General features: G+C 63.3%; 18 protein-coding genes. 8 read left to right on the forward strand and 10 right to left on the reverse strand.

The window, feature by feature from the left end; translation table 11 throughout:
• Genes EFD55_RS12540 through EFD55_RS12550 form a run of 3 tightly spaced genes read left to right on the forward strand, consistent with a single transcriptional unit; the run spans nucleotide 1 to nucleotide 3875 of the window.
• Nucleotides 1-1209: an ABC transporter permease gene (locus EFD55_RS12540; RefSeq protein ID WP_125845376.1), complete on the forward strand. Its 1209-nt coding sequence runs from the start codon at nucleotides 1-3 to the stop codon at nucleotides 1207-1209.
• The gene (locus EFD55_RS12545; protein WP_125845377.1) at nucleotides 1206-2342 is read left to right on the forward strand and encodes an ABC transporter permease; all 1137 of its coding nucleotides are present in this window, start codon (nucleotides 1206-1208) and stop codon (nucleotides 2340-2342) included. The genes EFD55_RS12540 and EFD55_RS12545 overlap by 4 nt, the downstream gene beginning before the upstream one ends.
• Before the next feature lie 15 nt (nucleotides 2343-2357).
• Nucleotides 2358-3875: a cyclic nucleotide-binding domain-containing protein gene (locus tag EFD55_RS12550; RefSeq protein ID WP_125845378.1), complete on the forward strand. Its 1518-nt coding sequence runs from the start codon at nucleotides 2358-2360 to the stop codon at nucleotides 3873-3875.
• 69 nt (nucleotides 3876-3944) lie between these two features.
• Here the strand turns inward: EFD55_RS12550 and EFD55_RS12555 are convergent, their stop codons facing one another.
• From EFD55_RS12555 to EFD55_RS12565, 3 genes are all read right to left on the reverse strand, one after another.
• Nucleotides 3945-4169 carry a hypothetical protein gene (locus tag EFD55_RS12555; protein WP_125845379.1) on the reverse strand — a complete coding sequence of 75 codons (225 nt, stop codon included), beginning with the start codon at nucleotides 4167-4169 and terminating at the stop codon, nucleotides 3945-3947.
• Nucleotides 4166-4918, reverse strand: coding sequence for a COG4280 domain-containing protein (locus tag EFD55_RS12560; protein WP_125845380.1), 753 nt, complete (start codon nucleotides 4916-4918; stop codon nucleotides 4166-4168). Before EFD55_RS12560 ends, EFD55_RS12555 begins: the two co-directional genes overlap by 4 nt.
• Nucleotides 4919-5137: 219 nt before the next feature.
• On the reverse strand, nucleotides 5138-5875 hold the full coding sequence (locus tag EFD55_RS12565) for a phosphatase PAP2 family protein (RefSeq protein ID WP_125845381.1): 738 nt from the start codon (nucleotides 5873-5875) through the stop codon (nucleotides 5138-5140).
• Between the two features lie 192 nt (nucleotides 5876-6067).
• Between EFD55_RS12565 and EFD55_RS12570 the strand changes: the two genes are divergently transcribed.
• Nucleotides 6068-6613 carry a hypothetical protein gene (locus tag EFD55_RS12570; protein WP_125845382.1) on the forward strand — a complete coding sequence of 182 codons (546 nt, stop codon included), beginning with the start codon at nucleotides 6068-6070 and terminating at the stop codon, nucleotides 6611-6613.
• Nucleotides 6614-6627: 14 nt separating this feature from the next.
• On the opposite strand, the gene EFD55_RS12575 is transcribed toward EFD55_RS12570, so the two are convergent.
• The 5 genes from EFD55_RS12575 to EFD55_RS12595 all read right to left on the reverse strand — a co-directional run bounded on the left by EFD55_RS12575 (nucleotide 6628) and on the right by EFD55_RS12595 (nucleotide 11306).
• Nucleotides 6628-8115 (reverse strand): HAL/PAL/TAL family ammonia-lyase, encoded by a 1488-nt coding sequence (locus tag EFD55_RS12575; protein ID WP_125845383.1) that lies wholly within the window; start codon nucleotides 8113-8115, stop codon nucleotides 6628-6630.
• The gene (locus EFD55_RS12580) at nucleotides 8112-8888 is read right to left on the reverse strand and encodes an ABC transporter ATP-binding protein (RefSeq protein ID WP_125845384.1); all 777 of its coding nucleotides are present in this window, start codon (nucleotides 8886-8888) and stop codon (nucleotides 8112-8114) included. Before EFD55_RS12580 ends, EFD55_RS12575 begins: the two co-directional genes overlap by 4 nt.
• 27 nt (nucleotides 8889-8915) lie before the next feature.
• On the reverse strand, nucleotides 8916-9620 hold the full coding sequence (locus tag EFD55_RS12585; RefSeq protein WP_125845385.1) for an ABC transporter permease: 705 nt from the start codon (nucleotides 9618-9620) through the stop codon (nucleotides 8916-8918).
• 10 nt (nucleotides 9621-9630) lie between these two features.
• Nucleotides 9631-10356: an ABC transporter permease gene (locus EFD55_RS12590; RefSeq protein ID WP_125845386.1), complete on the reverse strand. Its 726-nt coding sequence runs from the start codon at nucleotides 10354-10356 to the stop codon at nucleotides 9631-9633.
• A gap of 107 nt (nucleotides 10357-10463) precedes the next feature.
• Entirely contained in the window at nucleotides 10464-11306 is an 843-nt protein-coding gene (locus EFD55_RS12595; RefSeq protein ID WP_125845387.1) for a transporter substrate-binding domain-containing protein, read from the reverse strand.
• Between the two features lie 195 nt (nucleotides 11307-11501).
• Here EFD55_RS12595 and hutC (EFD55_RS12605) point away from each other — a divergent pair, with 195 nt between their 5' ends.
• Entirely contained in the window at nucleotides 11502-12257 is a 756-nt protein-coding gene (gene hutC / locus EFD55_RS12605) for a histidine utilization transcriptional repressor HutC (RefSeq protein WP_125845388.1), read from the forward strand.
• A gap of 34 nt (nucleotides 12258-12291) precedes the next feature.
• Here the strand turns inward: hutC (EFD55_RS12605) and hutC (EFD55_RS12610) are convergent, their stop codons facing one another.
• A complete protein-coding gene (gene hutC, locus EFD55_RS12610) occupies nucleotides 12292-13014 on the reverse strand; it encodes a histidine utilization transcriptional repressor HutC (RefSeq protein WP_125845389.1) in 723 nt (240 codons plus the stop codon).
• A 152-nt stretch (nucleotides 13015-13166) separates the two neighbouring features.
• Complete coding sequence (locus tag EFD55_RS12620) at nucleotides 13167-14513, reverse strand: formimidoylglutamate deiminase (protein WP_125845390.1); 1347 nt, start codon at nucleotides 14511-14513, stop codon at nucleotides 13167-13169.
• 122 nt (nucleotides 14514-14635) lie between these two features.
• On the opposite strand from EFD55_RS12620, the gene hutI reads away from it, so the two are divergent.
• From hutI to hutG, 3 genes are all read left to right on the forward strand, one after another.
• Nucleotides 14636-15898, forward strand: a complete 1263-nt coding sequence (gene hutI / locus EFD55_RS12625; protein ID WP_125845391.1) for an imidazolonepropionase — start codon at nucleotides 14636-14638, stop codon at nucleotides 15896-15898.
• On the forward strand, nucleotides 15895-17430 hold the full coding sequence (gene hutH, locus EFD55_RS12630) for a histidine ammonia-lyase (RefSeq protein ID WP_125845392.1): 1536 nt from the start codon (nucleotides 15895-15897) through the stop codon (nucleotides 17428-17430). The genes hutI and hutH overlap by 4 nt, the downstream gene beginning before the upstream one ends.
• Nucleotides 17431-17524: 94 nt before the next feature.
• Complete coding sequence (gene hutG, locus EFD55_RS12635) at nucleotides 17525-18331, forward strand: N-formylglutamate deformylase (RefSeq protein WP_125845393.1); 807 nt, start codon at nucleotides 17525-17527, stop codon at nucleotides 18329-18331.
• Nucleotides 18332-18338: the final 7 nt, after the last annotated feature.

An 18338-nucleotide genomic window follows, 5' to 3' on the forward strand; every position in this document is an offset into this window, starting at 1 on the left:
ATGACGCCGCGCGGGCGCGTACACCCGGGTTTCCTTCTCGTCTTCGCACGGGAGTTTCACTGGTTTCGCCGCCGGCCGTTTCTGCTGTTCCTGACAACCATCCTTCCGCTGTTGTTGATGGGCCTTCTGGCCGTTGTTTTCAGCGCGGGTCTGGCGACCCGCCTGCCGATCGCCGTACTCGATCAAGACGGCACCGATCTGTCGCGCCAGATCATACGCATGGTCGATGCCACCCAGGATACATCGGTCGCGCTCGCGGTCAGCGACCTCGCCGAAGGGCGGCAGCTCATCCTCTCCGGCGAGGTCCACGGGCTGCTGATGCTGCCACGCAATCTTGAGCGCGACGTCTTGTCCGCCCGGCGGCCCGAGGTGGTGTTCTTCTACAACACCCAGACGATGACGACGGGCAATCTGGTGGTGCGCGGCATAAACTCCGCAATCCCGAGCGTCGCCGCCGGCATCAGATTGTCGTTGCGCACCGCCCGGGGAGAGCCCGTCGATGTCGCACAGGCCGCTCTCGCTCCCGTTCCGGTACAGGTGAACCCGCTCTTCAACCCTACCCTCAACTATGCCCATTTCCTCCTTGCCGCCCTGATGCCCAGCGTGCTGCAGGTCGTGATCATCACGACGATGGCCTATTCGCTCGGCCTCGACGTCGAGAGCCGCCACCGGCTGCGTATCCTCCGGCGGCTCGGCGGCGGGTTGTGGCCGGCGCTTGCAGGCAAGATCCTGCCCTATACGCTGATCTTTCTCACCGTGCTCGGCATCGCGGATCTGGTCCTCTTCGATCTTCTCGACATGCCGCTGCGCGGCGATCGCTGGCTGCTGCTGATGGCCGGCACTCTCTTCATCCTGGCAAGCCAGTTCATCGGGGTGCTGCTCGCGCTGTTCCTGCGGCCGATGGCGAGCGCCATCAGCATCGGCTCGCTGCTCGCCGCGCCCGCCTTCGGCTTCATGGGCATCGGTTTCCCCAGAATCGGCATGAACGCCTTCGCCTATTATTACGGCCAGATGATCCCCGGCACATGGTACCTGATGGCAAGGATCGACCAGACGATCCGCGGCACGCCGCTCGATCTGTCGTGGAAGCCGATCCTGGTGCTGCTCTTCCTGGTTATCCTGCTCGCATCAGTCACCGCGCTGCGGCTGGAAGCGATACGATCGCGGAACCAGCGCCAGGCATCGGCATTGCGGGAGGCGGCGCGATGAATGGACTTTTTGCCGCCTGCCGTATCGAGCTCATGCGCATCCTGTCACTGCGGCCGGCATTCTCCGTGCTCATTCTGGCGGCCGGCATCTACGCGGCCCTCTATCCCCAGCCCTATAGAAACGAGGCCCTGCGCGACGTGCCGATTGCCCTCGTCGATCTCGACGGCACCGACAGCAGCCGCCAGTTCGCCCGGCGCGTCGATGCCTCGGCCGATGTGGCCATTGGCGCCGAGCTGCCCGATGAGCCGAGCGCCGAACGGGAGGTCTTCGCCCGTCAGCTCTACGGCATCCTCGTCATCCCGAAATATTTCGAGCGCGACCTGCTGCACGGACGCCAGTCGCCCGTGGCGATCTATGCCGATGCCAGCTATTTCCTGATCTATTCGCGCATCTCCGGCGGCGTTTCGGCCGTCGCCAAGACCTTCGGCGCCGAGATCGAGACCGCACGGCTGATCGCCGCTCATGTCGATCCCGCCATCGCCGCCGCCGCCTCCGACCCGATGCCGCTGACGACGGTGCCGCTTTTCAACCCTCAAGGGGGCTACGCCACCTATCTCCTGCCTGCCGCCTTCGTTCTTCTTCTGCAGCAGATGCTTCTGATCGGCGTCGGCCTGCTCGGAACACTGCGAAACGATAATCTCGCCGACTCTTCGGCCGGCGCTCTCGCAACCGTGCTCGGCAAGCTGCTCGCCTACCTCATCCTCGAGGCGGCGGTGTTGCCCTTCTATCTGATCGCGCTGCCTTATCTCTACGACATTCCAAGGCTCGGGAACCCGCTCATCGTCTTCGCGGTTTCGCTGCCCTTCGTGCTCTCCGTCAGCGCGCTCGGCATGGTCGTCGCGGCATTGTTCCGCAACCCCCTCACCGTCCAGCTGGTATTCGCGGCCATCGGCATCCCCTTCCTGTTTCTCGCGGGCTTTTCCTGGCCGACCGAGGCCATGCCGAAAGCGCTGCATTATCTGGCGTTTCTGGTTCCCAGCAGCTCGGCCATCAACGGCATCGTGTCCGTCTCACAGCTCGGAGCGCCGCTGAGCGACATCCGCACTTCGTTTCTGACGCTCTGGGCGCTGGCGCTATTCTACGGTTGCCTTGCGGTCGGATTGGAAGTCAGGATACGGCGAAGCCATCGCTAGCAAATGAGTATTTCGATGCTTGACGATCTCACATGGTCCGGAATGCTTGCCGATCCTGGCGTCCAGGCCGGTACGGTGGCCGTGGTCGGCGCGGTCGTCACCCGAATAGCGCTTCGTCCATTCCCGAGCTGGAAACTCGCAGGACAGGTGTTTTTCTTCACGGCGCTGACCATCCTGCTGATCTCTCATGACATCGTGCCCTATGAGGTCGGACCGCCCTCGGGCTCGACCTTCGAACGTGTCTTCATCGCCCTTGCCAAGGTGGTCTGGTGGATCAATGCCGCCTGGGCGCTGATCGGCTTCGTCCGCGTCTTCCTGATTTTCGAACGTCAGCCACGGGAGGGCCGCCTCGTCCAGGATCTGGTCATCGGCCTGATCTACCTCGGCGCGATCCTTTCGGTGGTCGCATATGTCTTCAGCTTTCCCGTCGGCACGCTGATTGCCACCTCGGGCGTCTTCGCCATCATCCTCGGTCTGGCGCTGCAGAGCACGTTGAACGACGTCTTTTCCGGCATCGCCCTCAATCTCGGCCGGCCCTATACGATCGGCGACTGGATCGTCCTGAACGACGGCGTCGAAGGGCGTGTCGTCGAAACAAATTGGCGCTCCACGCATCTCCTGAACGGCACGAACGACCTCGTCATCCTGCCCAACAGCTTCCTTGCCAAGGTGGGGCTGACCAACCTCAGCAGCCCCGACCGCAGCCACGGTGTGACGCTGACGGTCCGCGTCGTGCCGACGACCGGGCCGTCGGCGATCGTCGACGTCATGCGCACTGTGCTGCTGAGCAGCGGCTCGATCCTGACCGAACCGAAGCCCGCGGTGCAGGTCAAATCACTGAATGCAGACGCGGTGGAAGTGGAGCTCTCCTTCCGTGTGAAGGATATCGGCCATGCGGGGCCGGCAAAGAACGAGATCTTCGACCTCGTTTACCGCCATATCAAGGCCGCTGGCCTCACTCTGGCGCGGCCGATCGATGCCGCCGGCCCGCCTGACAAGGTGCAGTCGGAAGACATCGTGAAGCCGCATCGTCCGACGCCGCTCAAGCTTCTCGACGCCATCCCGCTATTTTCCTCGCTGACCGAGGACGAGAAAGAAACGCTGGCCGCCTCGATGACCCGGCGGACCTACAAGAAGGATGCCATTCTCCTTGAGCAGGGCGATACGGTGGCATCGCTGATGATCGTGCGCAGCGGCGCCCTCATCGCGACGCGGAAAGAAGGCCACAAGGAAATCGAACTCGGACGGCTGGCGCCGGGAGACTATTTCGGTGAGAGCGGACTACTGATCGGCGTCGGCGAAGCAGCGAGCCTGCGCGCGCTCACTTTCGTCGTCGTCTACGAAATCGCCCAGGCCAGCCTGACGCCGCTGCTGCACGACAGGCCTGGTATCGCCGAGGAACTTGCCGCCACGCTGTCGCGCCGCATCGAGACCGGCCAGCATTCCTTCGCAGCCGAAGGCGCCACGCTGAACAACGGCTCGATGACCTCGCTGGTGATGCGGATCCGCCATCTCTTCCAGGTGCCGCAATAGCTGCTCTAGAGAAATAGAGCATGATGTCGTCCGAAAACCGCTTCACACTTTTCGGCATCATGCTCGAGACTATTTCCGATGAAACTTCTTTCGCGCCGCGCGCGCCACACTCTCGGCGAGGATCAGCAGACACCCGAGGAGAAGCAGAGCGGCGGCGAGTAGCGCATCGGCATGAGCGAATTTCACCAGCACGCCGACGACGGCGATCAATAGCAGCGCCGCCAGCGCTAGCGCGCCGTCGTCGATGAACATGCCGAAGAATTCCCTGAACGCGACCTTCAGAATATTCGTCATGCGGTGACCTCGGTATGGGCGTTGAAATACTGGCGCAGCATCCGGACTGCGGCGTAGGAAAAGATGGCGAGCACGGCAAGGATCGCCAGGAGCGAAAGGTCGGCGCCCGGCCAGTCGGCGCCGATGCCCTCGCCGATCCAGAATATGCCAAAGGCGCTGAGTAGCAGCCCGACGACGAATTTCAGGCTGTTCTCCGGAACCGCCGAAAGCGGTTTGTGCACGGAGATACCGATGATCAATACCAACAGGCAAGCCGCGGCGGCCCCAAGGCTCGCATAGCCGATCATGCCATGTCCGGCACCGGTGGCGATGACGATGAACACCACTTCAATCCCCTCGAGCAGCACCGCCTTGAAGGCCACAATGCTCGCCAGGAAATTCGCGCGGCGCTCGGCGGACTGGCGCCGCAGGCTGTCTGTCTCCGCCGCGAAGGCTTTCTCCTCGTCGTGCAGTGCGATGAAACCCGAAGCCCTAAGGATCGCCTTGCGCAGCCAGCGCAGGCCGAAGAGAACGAGCAGCGTGCCGATTGTGAATTGCATCAGTTCGACGGGGATGAGGCCGAGCAGCGGGCCGAGCGCCAACACGAGGATGGCGAGAACGCCGAGCGCAAGACCGGTGCCGATGAAGGCCGGTCGCCAGCTCTGCGTGACGCCGACGGCGAGGATGATGGTGAAGGCTTCGACGACCTCGACGAAGGAGCCGAGAAACGCGGCCGTCACCGTCGAGGCGATCGTTGTCAGAGTTGTCATGGTTCTAGTCCGTTGTACCGGCGGAGATCAAAGTGTCGTTGATACCGGCATCACTGTGCGGCAATTTCAAGAAGGGAAAAAGGCGGGCGCCGGGAAAGACCCAGGCTCAGATGTATGTCACAGTGGTTTTCGCATCTTTTGCGATTTCGCCACCCGCCTACGCCATGGATGAGACCTGGGAGAATATCGAAAAAGCTTTCGGCGTATCGGGCTGAACAGCTATTTCTTCTCGTCGTTTCCGGCTTCGGCTGAAACATCAGGGGCGCGGCTTGGAATGAAGCGCTTCGAGATCAGCCAGCAGCCGAGCGCCCAGAGCGCGCCCGCGCACCATCCGGCGAAGACGTCGGTGGGGTAATGGACGCCGAGGTAGATCCGGCTTAAACCGATGATGACGGCAAGGAAGACGCCGGCGCCCATGACGAAGATCCGTGTCGAGCTGTAACGCTGCGTGCGCGCCACGAGCGCCCCGAGGGTCAGATAGGTCACCGCCGAAACCATGGCGTGCCCGCTCGGGAAGCTGAGATCGCTCACCTCGACGAGATGCGGCACGATATCGGGACGCGGCCGTGCGACAAGAATCTTCAAGAGTGTGCTCGCCAGCCAGCCTGATAGTACCGAGGAAACCACGAAGATCGCGATCTGCCAGCGCCGGTCGAGCAGAAGATAGACGGCGATGAGAGCCGTCAGCAGCGTGAGAACGGTGATACCGCCGAGGCTGGTGATATCGCTGACGGCATGTGTCAGCCAGGCGGGACCGATCGGCACGGCAAGATCCCCCGGCTGTCGCAGCGCCAGCAGAATTGCCTCATCGAAACGAAAGGTCTCACCCTCGAGAACCTCGCTCGTCAGCCGCTGCAGCACGAACAGCCCGCCGGCGATCGATGCCAGTGTGATCAGCGTCAATGGCTCATATGCGGTGAGCCTCGCCAGGAATCCGCGTGGTTGAACCTCAGTCATGCCTGTCGTCGAGCTCCCTTTACCCTATGTCGATCCTCGCCAGATTGGCAATGCGAGCCCAGGATTCAAGACCTTGCGGCATTCGGGGACAACTCGGAGGCAGCCGCCGGCCGATTTCGGCACGCCCGGTAGCAAAAACTCAACCTTCTTTTGCTATGGCTGGAGCCGATTGTCCTGGAGATGGTTTCGGCGATGAAAATTCTGACAGCGATGGTTCTGATGGCGGCCGTCCTGCAGCCGGTCTCTGCGTTGGGCGAGACCGAATGGATGGGCGGAGCGAGACAGTGGTCGGTCGGTTACGCGGCCGAGAGCCCTCATCCCTATTGCCGGCTGGTATGGGACAGCGAGATCGGCAAGACCACGGAATTCCGGCAGAGCATGAGCGAGACGTTCTGGCTGGTGACGAAGAATACATGGGACATTCCCGCCGGCACTACGACCGAGGTCACGCTGACGGATCGCAACGTGACGAAAGTGGTCGCCGCCCAATTCTTCGACAAGAACACGCTTCGCCTCTGGCCCCCGGCCAGTAAAGGGAGCGGCGGCCTGAAGAAGATCATCAAGAATTCCTTTGCCGGAACCCCCGATGTGCAGCTGACCTTTGCCGGCGACGAAGGCGACTGGACGCTTCCGCTCTCGCGGGTGGACCAGCTCTACCCGACCTTCGCCCAGTGCCTCAAGCGGCTGGAGGCCGGCGAAAGGGCCAAGCAGGATTCGGCAACCAGCAAACCCTTCTGAAGGCTTCCTCCGGTTCAGCCCGGCGGCGCGGCATCGCGGATCAGGCCGCGCACGGCCTCGATATCGCCATTGAGCGGCCGCTCGTCGCCGTAGTGGGAAACATGCTCTCGGACGGCTTTATAGAGGCGGTCGGTGCCTGCCGCCCGCGGCGCCGTCGCCGCCAGGAAATCATGCGCCTGGGCGGCGGCCATCAGCTCGATCGCCAGGATATATTCGGCATTGTCGATGACGGTGAGCAGCTTGCCGGCGGCGGCTGTGGGATGCGCGAGGAAATCCTCCTGCAGGCCGGAGGTCAGGCCGCCGTCCATCGCCGCTGGTGCCGCAAGGCGGCGGTTCTCGTTGCTGAGCGCGGCTGCGGTGTATTGGGCGATCATGAAGCCGGAATGGCTGCCGGCATCGCTCGCCAGGAAGGGCGGCAGGCCGCTCACCAGCGGATTGACCAGCCGATCCATGCGCCGTTCGCTGATCGCGCCGATCTGCGCCAGTGCAATCGCAAGGCTATCAGCCGCCTGCCCGAGTGCCGGGGCGACCGCATGCGCCTCGGAGGAGACGATCGGCTGCTCCGGCGTGCCTGAGACGGCGGGATTGTCCGTTACCGAAGCCAGCTCCTGATCGGCGATGCGGGCGGAATTGTCGAAGACGTCGCGTGCGGCGCCGTGCGCATGCGGCACCGAACGAAGGCTGAGCGCGTCCTGGGTGCGCCGGCCGCGTGCGGCGGCGACAAGGCCGCTACCGCGCAGGCGCTCGCGAAGTGTCGCTCCCACCTTCTCGATCCCGGCCGATGGGCGCAGCGCGAGCACCGCCTCGTCGAAAGCGGCGATCTGGCAGCCTGCCGCTTCCAGCGTCAGCGCCGCGGTCGCATCGGCCCAGTCGAGCAGCCGTTCGGCGCGGGAAAGCGCCACGGCCGCAAGCCCGGTGGCGCAGGCCGTGCCGTTGACGAGGCTCAGCCCCTCCTTGGCGCCGAGCACCAACGGCTCCAGGCCGATCGCCGCAAGCGCCTCGCGGCCGCCGAGCCGCCGCCCAGCGAGCGTCGCGCTGCCTTCGCCGATCAGCACGAGCGCGGTATGGGCGTTGTGAGTGAGATAACCGGCCGAGCCTTTCGACGGCACGTCGGGAATGCATTCATGCTCCAGCATGGCCGCAAGATGCTGGACGATCTCGCGCCGCACGCCGGAATGGCCGTGGGCAAAATTGGCGATCTGGGCGGCGATGATGGCGCGCACTTCGCGAGGGGCAAGCAGCGGGCCGACGCCACAGGCATGGCTGAGCACGATGCTGCGCGACAACAGGCTCTGCGAGGCGCGGTCGACCACCGTATCCGCGAGCGCCCCGACGCCGGTGTTGACGCCATAGGCGCGCACGCCGGTCTCGACGATGCGCGCGACGATGCGGCTTGCCTGCTCGACCCGCTCCCAGGCGGCCGGCGAAAGCGCAAGCGCTTCCCCTGCCCCGACGCGCGCGACGTCGCGCCAGGTCAGCACTTTATCGATGACGATCGTCATTGACCCGTTCCGAAATGGCCGATGAACTGACGGAAGGCGGGTGTGGCGCCGGTGGTAAACATCTCGTCCGGCTTGCCGCTGCTTTCGATCAGTCCTTCGCGCATGAAGACGACCCGGTTCGAAACGTTGCGGGCAAAGCTCATCTCATGGGTGACGACGAGCATGGTCATGCCTTCCTCGGCAAGCGCGCGCATGACGCGCAACACTTCGCCGACGAGTTCCGGATCGAGCGCCGAGGTCGGCTCGTCGAACAGCATGACCTTCGGCTTCATGGCAAGCGCGCGGGCGATCGCGGCGCGCTGTTGCTGGCCGCCGGAGAGATGGGCGGGATAGGCGTGGCGCTTGTCGGCGATGCCGACCTTTTCGAGCAGCGCCTCGGCCTCGGCGATACAGTCGGCGCGCGGCCGCTTCAGCACATGGACCGGCCCTTCGATGACATTCTGCAGGATCGTCATGTGGGACCAGAGATTGAAAGACTGGAAGACCATGCCGAGTTCGGAGCGGATATGGTCCACCTGTTTCTGGCTGGCCGGTTTGCTCTGGCCGCCCTTGTGCACCATGCGGATCTGTTCGCCATCGACCCAGATCTCGCCGTCGCTTGCGGTTTCAAGCAGGTTGATACAGCGAAGGAAGGTCGATTTTCCGGAGCCGGAGGCGCCGAGCAGCGAGATTACATCGCCGTCTTCCGCATCGAGGGAAATGCCGCGCAACACCTCGTGCGTACCGAAGCTCTTGCGGATATTGCGGACCGAAAGTCGGGTAACGCCTGGCATGGTTGCTCCAATCAGATCAAAGGTCGCTTACGCCTTCAGCGCCGCCGGAATCGCGCGGCGGTGTCGGGAAAGCGAATATTCGAGCAAGGCCATGCCCTGCAGGATGATGAAATTCAGGGCGAGATAGATGATGGCCGCGCAGAGGAAGACTTCCATCGTGCGGTAGGTCTGCGAGATCAGCCGCTGGGCTACACCAGTGACCTCCCAGACGGTGACGAGACTTGCGAGCGCCGTCGATTTCATCATCAGCACGATCTCGGTGGAATAGGCTGGCAGCGCGTGTCGGAAGGCGATCGGCGCGAGGATGCGGCGCACCAGCAGGAAGCCGGACATGCCGATCGAGCGCGCCGCCTCGATCTCCTTCGGGGACACGGCGCGGATGCCGCCGCGGAAGATCTCCGCGGTATAGCCGGCCGTGCAGAGCGCCAGCGACAGGATGGCGCAGACCATCGGCTCGCGCAGGAACGGCCAGAGGAAGGAGTAGCGGATGACGCCGAACTGGCCGAGGCCGTAGAAGACCAGGAACATCTGGATCAGAAGCGGCGAGCCGCGGAAGACGAAGATATAGCCCTTGGCGAAGCCCATAAGCGCGCGGTTGCCGCTGACCCGCATCCAGACGATGACGAGCGCCAGCAGGCCGCCGAAGAAGATCGACAGCGAAAACAGGATCAGCGTCGTCGGCACGGCCTTGAGCAGAATAACCATCGTCGAAGCGAGGAAGGTGAAATCCATCGTCGTCTCCTTACGCCTGGCCCATGGCCGATGCCGGCATGCTGCGATTGGCGCGCCGTTCCGCGCCGTTGAAAATGCGATCCGAAAGGCTGGTCAGGATCAGATAGAGACAGCCGCCGGCGATGAAGAAGAGGAAATATTGCCGTGTCGAGCCCGCCGCCACCTGGCTGGTGCGCATCAGTTCGGCAAGGCCGGTGACGGAGATCAGCGCCGAATCCTTGAGACTGAGCTGCCAGACATTGCCGAGGCCGGGAATGGCGAAACGAAGCACCTGCGGCATGATGATGCGGCGAAGGCGCATGCCGCGATGCATGCCGATTGCGGACGCCGCCTCGAGCTCACCCTTGGAGATGGCGAGGAAAGCGCCGCGGAACACTTCCGCCTGGTAGGCGCCGGAGATGATGCCGACGGCAAGCGCGCCGGCGGCGAAGGAGGGCAGGCCGAGGAAGCCTTCGTAACCCATCGCCGTACCGATCGACGTGATGGCCGAGGAGCCGCCGAAATAGATCAGATAGATGATCAGCAATTCCGGCACGCCGCGAAAAACGGTCGTATAGACGTTGCCGAGCGTGGCGAGAAAAGGATTACCGGAGAGTTTCGCGAACGCGACCAGCGCGCCCAGGACAGCACCGATCGCCAGCGCCGTCGCGGTGACGGCGAGCGTCATCAAGGTGGCAAGAATGAGCAGCGCGCCCCATCCCGTCGAGCCGAAGCCAAGCAGTTCCAAACTTGCCATATCGTCCGTTCCCCGTCCGCGGCAGTGTTTTGTGGATTTAAGAATAACACGCAGTCTCCGGCGTTAAAGCCGGAGACCGGCGCTTGCGGCCAAAAGGCCGAAACGCTTTACTGCTGCGGACTGACGTCGACCTTGAACCACTTCATCGAAAGGGTCTTGACGGTGCCGTCGGCGAGCGCAGACTTGATCGCCTCGTTGAACTTGTCGCGGAGATCCGTATCGGCCTTGCGGATGCCGAGGCCTTCGCCCTCGCCCCAGATCGAGCCGACGATCTCCGGACCGGTGAAGTCGAGCGCGCCGTTGGCGCTCTGGAAGGCGTTGGCGAAATAGACGGCGTCGTCGAAGCCGAGGTCGATGCGGCCATTCTGCAGGTCGAGGTCGCGGTCGGCGCCGGTCTTGTATTCGCGGATCTCGGCAATGTCGCCGAAGTTGTCATAGACGAACTTGGCGTAAACGGTTGCCGCCTGGATACCGATCGTCTTGCCCTTGAAGGCGGCCTTCAGCGCGTCGATCTCCTTCACGCCGGTCTGGCCGGGCGTCATCTTGATCGTCGCGCCCGTGCCGGCGGCTTTCGCCAGCGGGCTGTCCTTGGCCGTGGCGAAGGCGGCGGGTGTCGCAGCATAGGGAATGGTGAAGCCGATGACCTGCTTGCGCTCTTCGGTGATCGACAGCGCGTCCATGATGACGTCGAACTTGCCGGCGTTGAGCGCCGGGATCATGCCGTCCCAGTCGGAAGCGACAAGCGTGCATTCGATCTTGGCGCGTTCGCAGAGCACTTTGGCAAGCTCCGGCTCGAAGCCGCCGAGCGTGCCGTCGGCATTGGTAAGGTTCCAGGGCGCATAGGCGCCTTCGAGCGTGATCGTAGCCTTGGTCCAGTCCTTGGCGAAGGCGGGTGCGGCGAAAGCGGAAAAGGCGGCGACGCCGCAAAACAGGATGGCGCTGAATTTCATAGATGAATTCTCCTCTGAGATTGAAACTGACCTTGCGGCACCGGGGCCGATCTTCGCCGGCTTGCCCTTTCCGCCCTATTTTTGCATCGAGGACGGATCAGGAGGTTGTATAGGGTACCATATGAGATATTTTGTGATATGCAAGAGGAAAGTCGATTTAAATGGCGAATTCCATTCGTGCAAAAGGAATAGGCAATGAAGCGTTCCGGCGAAATGAAGCGCGAACTGGCGGGTAATGACAGCACGCCGCTCTATGCCGGCGTGAAGCAGGTGATCCTCGACCGCATCCACAGCGGCGAGTGGCCGCCGAAATACCGTGTGCCGTCGGAAAACGAACTGGTGGTCGAACTGGGCGTCAGCAAGATGACCGCCAACCGGGCACTACGCGAACTCGCCAGCGAAGGCGAACTCGTCCGCATCCAGGGCGTCGGCTCCTTCGTCGCCGAGCGCAAAGGTTATTCGGCTTTGTTCGAGGTGCGCAACATCGCCGAAGAAATCGCCGAGCGCGGCCATGCCCACGAGGCGACCGTCATCGTTCTGGCGCAGGAGACGGCGTCTCCCGAGATCGCCGACGCGCTGGAACTCGAGATCGGCGCGCCCGTGTTCCACTCGCTAATCGTACACAGCGAAAACGGCGTTCCGGTGCAGATCGAAGACCGTTTCGTCCATCCGGAGGCCGCTCCCGAATATCTCGATCAAGACTTTGCGACGCTGACGCCGAACGCCTATCTCACGGCCGCAGCCCCGCTCAGCGGCTCGGAGCACGTCGTCGAGGCAGCGATGCCGCAGGCCTGGGAATGCAAGCTGCTCACCATCCTGAAGACCGAACCGTGCCTGACCATCCGCCGGCGCACATGGTCGGCGAAGCAGGTCGTTTCGACCGCCCGCCTCGTCTATCCCGGCTATCGCTACCGGCTGGAAGCGCGCAGCGGCAAGTTGTTCGAGGAGTGAAAACACCAGCCATCTTGTATATGGAACCTTGCGACTATTGTGATGCCGGTGTGAAGCGCGCCACCAGCGCGTGACGATCTCCCGGATAGGTGAAGCGCACATGCGTCACCGGGCCGGCGCCGCTCCAGGTGCGGCGTTCGACGACGAGGCAGGCGGTGTTGCGCGCTATATCGAGAGCCGCGGCCACCTCGGCACCCGCGGAAATCGCATGGATCCGGTGTTCGGCCGTGCTCCACGGCACTTGGTTGAGCAGCCACGGCCCCGGCGCCACCGCCAGGAAATCGGCATCGGCGGCTTCCGGCACGGTCTCAAGGCTGATCAGCCGCTCCTCCAGGCAGAAGGGCCGCACGCCCGCATTGTGGATGCAGATGACCTCGACGACCGAGGAAGCCACCGGCAATTCCAGCCGGCGGCTGTCTTCCGCCCTGGCTTTACGGCTCGTCTTCTTCGAAACCGCGTAGGAATAGGGCAGGTTCAGCGACTGGACCTCAGCCTTTATGTCGTGGATTTCGAGGACAGCCGATTGCGCCTGCGGCTGGGTGACGAAGCTGCCGGATTTCTTGCGCCGCTCGATGAGACCGGCCTTGGCGAGCTGGGTCAGCACTTTGTTGACCGTCATGCGCGAGCAATCATATTGCGTTGCGAGATCGACCTCGAAGGGAATGCGGTATCCCGGCGGCCATTCGCCCGAGACGATACGGCCCTCGATCTCGCTCAGGATGCGTTGATGCAAGGTGGGGTCCCTGCTCTGATTCATCGCCATGTTCCGATTGGTCTCGCCATAGGGCATCTCCGCTTCTCTTCAGAATGCCCTATCTCTTTGTTTTTATGCAACTCCGGACGCAAAACCGCGATGCGCTTTTGCTGGAATTGCTCTAGTTCGAATATCCGGACAGGAAAAGCGCTTTTTCAGGCGGCAAGCAATTCCCCCATGGCGGCGAGGAAGCGCCGGTCGATGGCATCGCGCTCGACATGGCGACCGCCCTCCACCTGCTTGCGGCCCCGCGCCCAGACGCAATCGACGGAAATGCCGCCGGCAAACAGCCAGTGATCGAGGATCTGGTCGCCTGTGAGATAGGGAACGGCCGTAGCATCGAGCGAAACGAGATCGGCGTAATTGCCTTCAGCGAGGCCCGCCGGCGCCTTCAGCGCAGCAGCGCCGCCGGCAAGCGCATGCGTGAACAGCGAAAGCGCCGTCGAACCGCCGGACGCTGCGACGACATTGCGGGCGCGAAGCGCCAGGCGCTGCGAATATTCGAGCTGGCGCAGCTCTTCCGGCACCGAGATCAGCACGTTGGAATCCGAACCAATCCCATAACGCCCGCCCTCTTCCAGGAAAAGCGGCGCGGCAAAGGCGCCGTCGCCGAGATTGGCTTCGGTGATCGGGCAAAGGCCGGCGATCGCGCCGCTCTTTGCCATCCGCCGCGTCTCGTCCTCGGTGATGTGCGTCGCATGGATCAGGCACCAGCGCTCATCGACCGGGGCGTGATCGAGCAGCCATTCCACAGGCCGAGCACCGGACCAGGCGATGCAGTCCTCGACCTCCTTCACCTGCTCGGCGACATGGATATGGATCGGGCCGTCGCCCGCCATCGGCACGAGCTTGGCCAATTCCTCCGGGGTTGCGGCGCGCAGGCTGTGCGGCGCAAGTCCAAGCTCAGCGCCGTCAAGCCGACCGGTCACCGCCCGGCAGCCGTCCATCAGCCTTTCGAAGCTCGCGAGCGAATTGATGAAGCGCCGCTGGCCGTCGATAGGTGCTGCGCCGCCAAAGCCGGAATGGGCGTAGAAAACCGGCAACAGCGTCAGGCCGATGCCTGTCTCTGCGCTCGCCGCGCCGATGCGTTCGGCAAGCTCGGCAATATTGGCATAAGGCGCGCCGTCCCTGTCATGATGGAGATAGTGGAATTCGCCGACGCGGGAAAAACCTGCCTCCAACATTTCCGAATAAAGCTTGGCGGTGACCGCCTCGACATGCTCAGGCGTCATCGCCAAGGCAAACTTGTACATAACAGTGCGCCAGCTCCAGAAGCTGTCATTGGCGGGGCCGCGCACTTCTGCGAGACCAGCCATCGCCCGCTGGAAAGCGTGGCCGTGCAGGTTCCCCATGGCGGGAACGACGAGAGCGTGGCGCTCATCGCCGGGTTCGGGAGAAACGCCGGCCTCAATCCGGCCGATACGTCCGGATTCCAACGTCAGCCGCACGTCCTTCTGCCAGCCTTGCGGCGTCAGTGCCGCCTTTGCGTGAAGTGTGGTCATGACCTTCCCTCTCCTCTTACTGCGCCGCCGATCTTTCTTTTCCAGAAAAGCGCGCAAAATTTCTCTTGTCACCTGTCGATTATGTATATACATGTTTTGGCATAAGGAAAGGCGCAAAGCTGATGACCGGGAACAATTTTTCAGAGGAAACCCCATCCGCCGATAGCAGGCCGGTGCTTTGGCGCAATGCGCGCCTGGCAACGCTTGCGCCTGATAAAGCGGGACTGGGCATTGTCGAAAAGGGCGCCCTGCTCACTGAAAACGGGCACATTGCCTTTGCCGGCGCCGAAAGCGACCTGCCGGCATCCGCCATCGAACGGTCCGAGATCGTCGATCTCGAAGGCCGCTGGGTGACCCCCGGTCTCGTCGACTGCCACACCCATATCGTTCACGGCGGCAATCGCGCCCGCGAATTCGAGATGCGCCTTGAAGGCGCGACCTATGAAGAGATCGCGCGCGCCGGCGGCGGTATCGTCTCCTCGGTGAAGGCGACCAATGCGCTGTCGGTCGAGGAACTCGTCGCCGGGGCACTGCCGCGGCTCGACACGCTGCTTGCCGAAGGTGTCACGACGATCGAGATCAAATCCGGCTACGGGCTGAACCGGACCGGTGAAGTGAAGATGCTGCAGAGCGCCCGCCTCCTCGGCCACATCAGACCGGTCCGCGTCGCCACCAGCTATCTCGGCGCGCATGCGACACCGGTCGAATATAAAGGCCGCAACAGCGACTATCTTGATGACGTCGTCCTGCCCGGCCTTGACGACATGCATAGTCTCGGCCTTGCCGATGCCGTCGACGGCTTCTGCGAGGGCATTGCCTTTTCGACGACCGAGATCGCTCGCGTCTTCGACAAGGCAAAGGCGCTCGGCCTGCCGGTCAAGCTGCATGCCGAGCAACTCTCCAATCTCGGCGGCGCCAAGCTCGCCGCATCATATGGCGCGCTTTCGGCCGATCACCTCGAATATCTCGACGAGGAAGGCGTTGCCGCGATGGCGGCTGCCGGCACCGTGGCCGTGCTCCTGCCCGGCGCCTTCTACGCCATCCATGAGAAGCAGAAGCCGCCGGTTGAGGCGCTGCGCCAGGCGGGCGTACCGATCGCGATCGCCACCGATTGCAATCCCGGCACCTCGCCGCTCACCTCGATGCTGCTGACCATGAATATGTCGGCGACGCTGTTCGGCCTCACCGTCGAAGAATGCATCTCCGGCGCCACCCGCGAGGGTGCCCGCGCGCTTGGCCTGTTTGGCAAGACGGGAACGCTCGAAGCCGGCAAGTCCGCCGACCTCGCCATCTGGAATATCGAAAGCCTCGCCGAGCTCGTCTACCGCATCGGCTTCAACCCGCTTCACGCACGCGTCTTCAAAGGCGAAAGGAACGGCCGATGACCATCACGCTCCACCCGGGCTCCGTCTCGCTCAGAGATCTCGAGACCATCTATTGGACGGGCGAACCGGCAAGGCTCGATCCCTCCTTCGATGCCGGCATTGCCAAGGCTGCCGCCCGCATCGCCGAGATTGCCGCCGGCAATGCGCCTGTTTACGGCATCAATACCGGTTTCGGCAAACTCGCCTCGATCAAGATCGACAGCGCCGATGTCGCCACGCTGCAGCGCAACCTCATCCTGTCGCATTGCTGCGGCGTCGGCGCGCCGCTGCCGGAGAATATCGTGCGGCTGATCATGGCGCTGAAGCTCGTCTCCCTCGGGCGCGGCGCCTCCGGCGTGCGGCTGGAGTTGGTGCGGCTGATCGAAGGCATGCTGGAAAAGGGCGTCATTCCGCTAATCCCGGAAAAAGGCTCGGTCGGCGCTTCCGGCGATCTGGCCCCGCTCGCCCATATGGCCGCCGTAATGATGGGCGAAGCCGAAGCCTTCTTCGCCGGCGAGCGCCTCTCGGGCGCCGCAGCCCTTGCCAAAGCCGGCCTCGAGCCGGTCGTGCTCGCCGCCAAGGAGGGCCTGGCGCTCATCAACGGCACGCAGACCTCGACGGCGCTGGCGCTCGCCGGTCTCTTCCGCGCTCATCGCGCCGCGCAATCGGCCCTGATCACCGGCGCCATGTCGACCGACGCGGCAATGGGCTCCTCGGCGCCCTTCCACGCCGATATCCACACATTGCGCGGCCATAAGGGACAGATCGACACCGCAGCGGCACTTCGCGCCCTGCTCGAAAAATCGGTTATCCGCCAAAGCCATATCGAGGGCGACGAGCGCGTGCAGGATCCCTATTGCATCCGTTGCCAGCCGCAGGTCGACGGCGCCTGCCTCGATCTGCTGCGCTCCGTCGCCCGCACACTCGAGATCGAGGCCAATGCGGTCACCGACAATCCGCTGGTACTCTCCGACAATTCGGTCGTCTCCGGCGGCAATTTCCACGCCGAACCCGTCGCCTTCGCAGCCGACCAGATCGCGCTTGCCGTCTGTGAGATCGGCGCGATTTCGCAGCGCCGCATCGCGCTGCTGGTCGATCCGGCCCTTTCCTACGGGCTTCCAGCCTTCCTCGCCAAGAAGCCGGGCTTGAACTCCGGCCTGATGATTGCCGAGGTCACTTCGGCGGCGCTGATGTCCGAGAACAAGCAGATGTCGCACCCTGCCTCGGTCGATTCGACGCCGACATCGGCCAATCAGGAAGACCACGTCTCCATGGCCTGCCACGGCGCCCGCCGTCTCCTGCAGATGACTGAAAACCTTTTCGCCATCATCGGCATCGAGGCGTTGACCGCCGCTCAAGGGATCGAACTGCGCGCGCCGCTTGCGACAAGCCCGGAACTCGTCAACGCGATCGCTAGTATCCGCGACAAGGTGCCGACGCTTGAAGTCGACCGCTACATGGCAAACGACCTCGCGGCTGCAAGCGAACTGGTGGCGACGGGCGCGCTGAACGCCTCGGTTTCGACTGGCATTCTGCCGGTTCTGGAGGGTTGATCGTGATGTATGTGCACTTGGTACCCCCCTCTGCCCTGCCGGGCATCTCCCCCCTTGTGGGAGGTAATGCCTCAAACGCCGGAGCACTTTGCCCATGAGCGCCCCCGTCTTCGAAACAAGACAGGGCACCTCGCCCATCATCCTCGGCTTCCCCCACACCGGAACCGAGGTACCACCGGCGATTTACGACCGCCTCAACGACAACGGCAGAATTCTCGCCGACACCGACTGGCACATCCACCAGCTCTATGACGGCCTGCTCGCCGACGTCACGACCGTTCGGGCCACCTTCCATCGCTACGTGATCGACGCCAACCGCGATCCGGCGGGTGTAAGCCTCTATCCCGGCCAGAACACCACAGGCCTCGTTCCCCAGACGGATTTCGACGGCAAGGCAATCTGGAAGGACGGGCAGGCGCCCGACGAGGCCGATATTGCGGCGCGGCTGCGGGACTTTCATGCGCCCTATCATGCCGCACTTGCCGCCGAGATCGAGCGCGTCAGAGCAATCCATGGCGTTGCAATCCTCTATGATTGCCACTCGATCCGCTCTCACATTCCCTTCCTCTTCGACGGCAAGCTGCCGGATTTCAATATCGGCACCGATATGGGCAAGACGTGCGACAGCGCAATCGAGCAGGCGACGCTCACCGTCGTCGAAGCCGCCGAAGGTTATGACAGCGTGCTCAACGGCCGCTTCAAGGGCGGCTGGACGACCCGCCACTATGGCCGGCCCGAAACCGGTGTGCATGCGATCCAGATGGAGCTTGCGCAATCCACGCATCTGCAGACCGAGGCAGTGCCCTTCGCCTACGACGCCGCCAAGGCGGACAGGCTTCGCGTCCATCTCAAAGATATTCTGGTGAGCATCGAACAGATCGCGCCAGGCCTGAAACGATAACGATCAC

Origin of the sequence: Rhizobium pisi (assembly GCF_003938655.1) — a bacterium.
In the GTDB taxonomy this organism is placed as follows: Bacteria; Pseudomonadota; Alphaproteobacteria; order Rhizobiales; family Rhizobiaceae; genus Rhizobium; species Rhizobium pisi.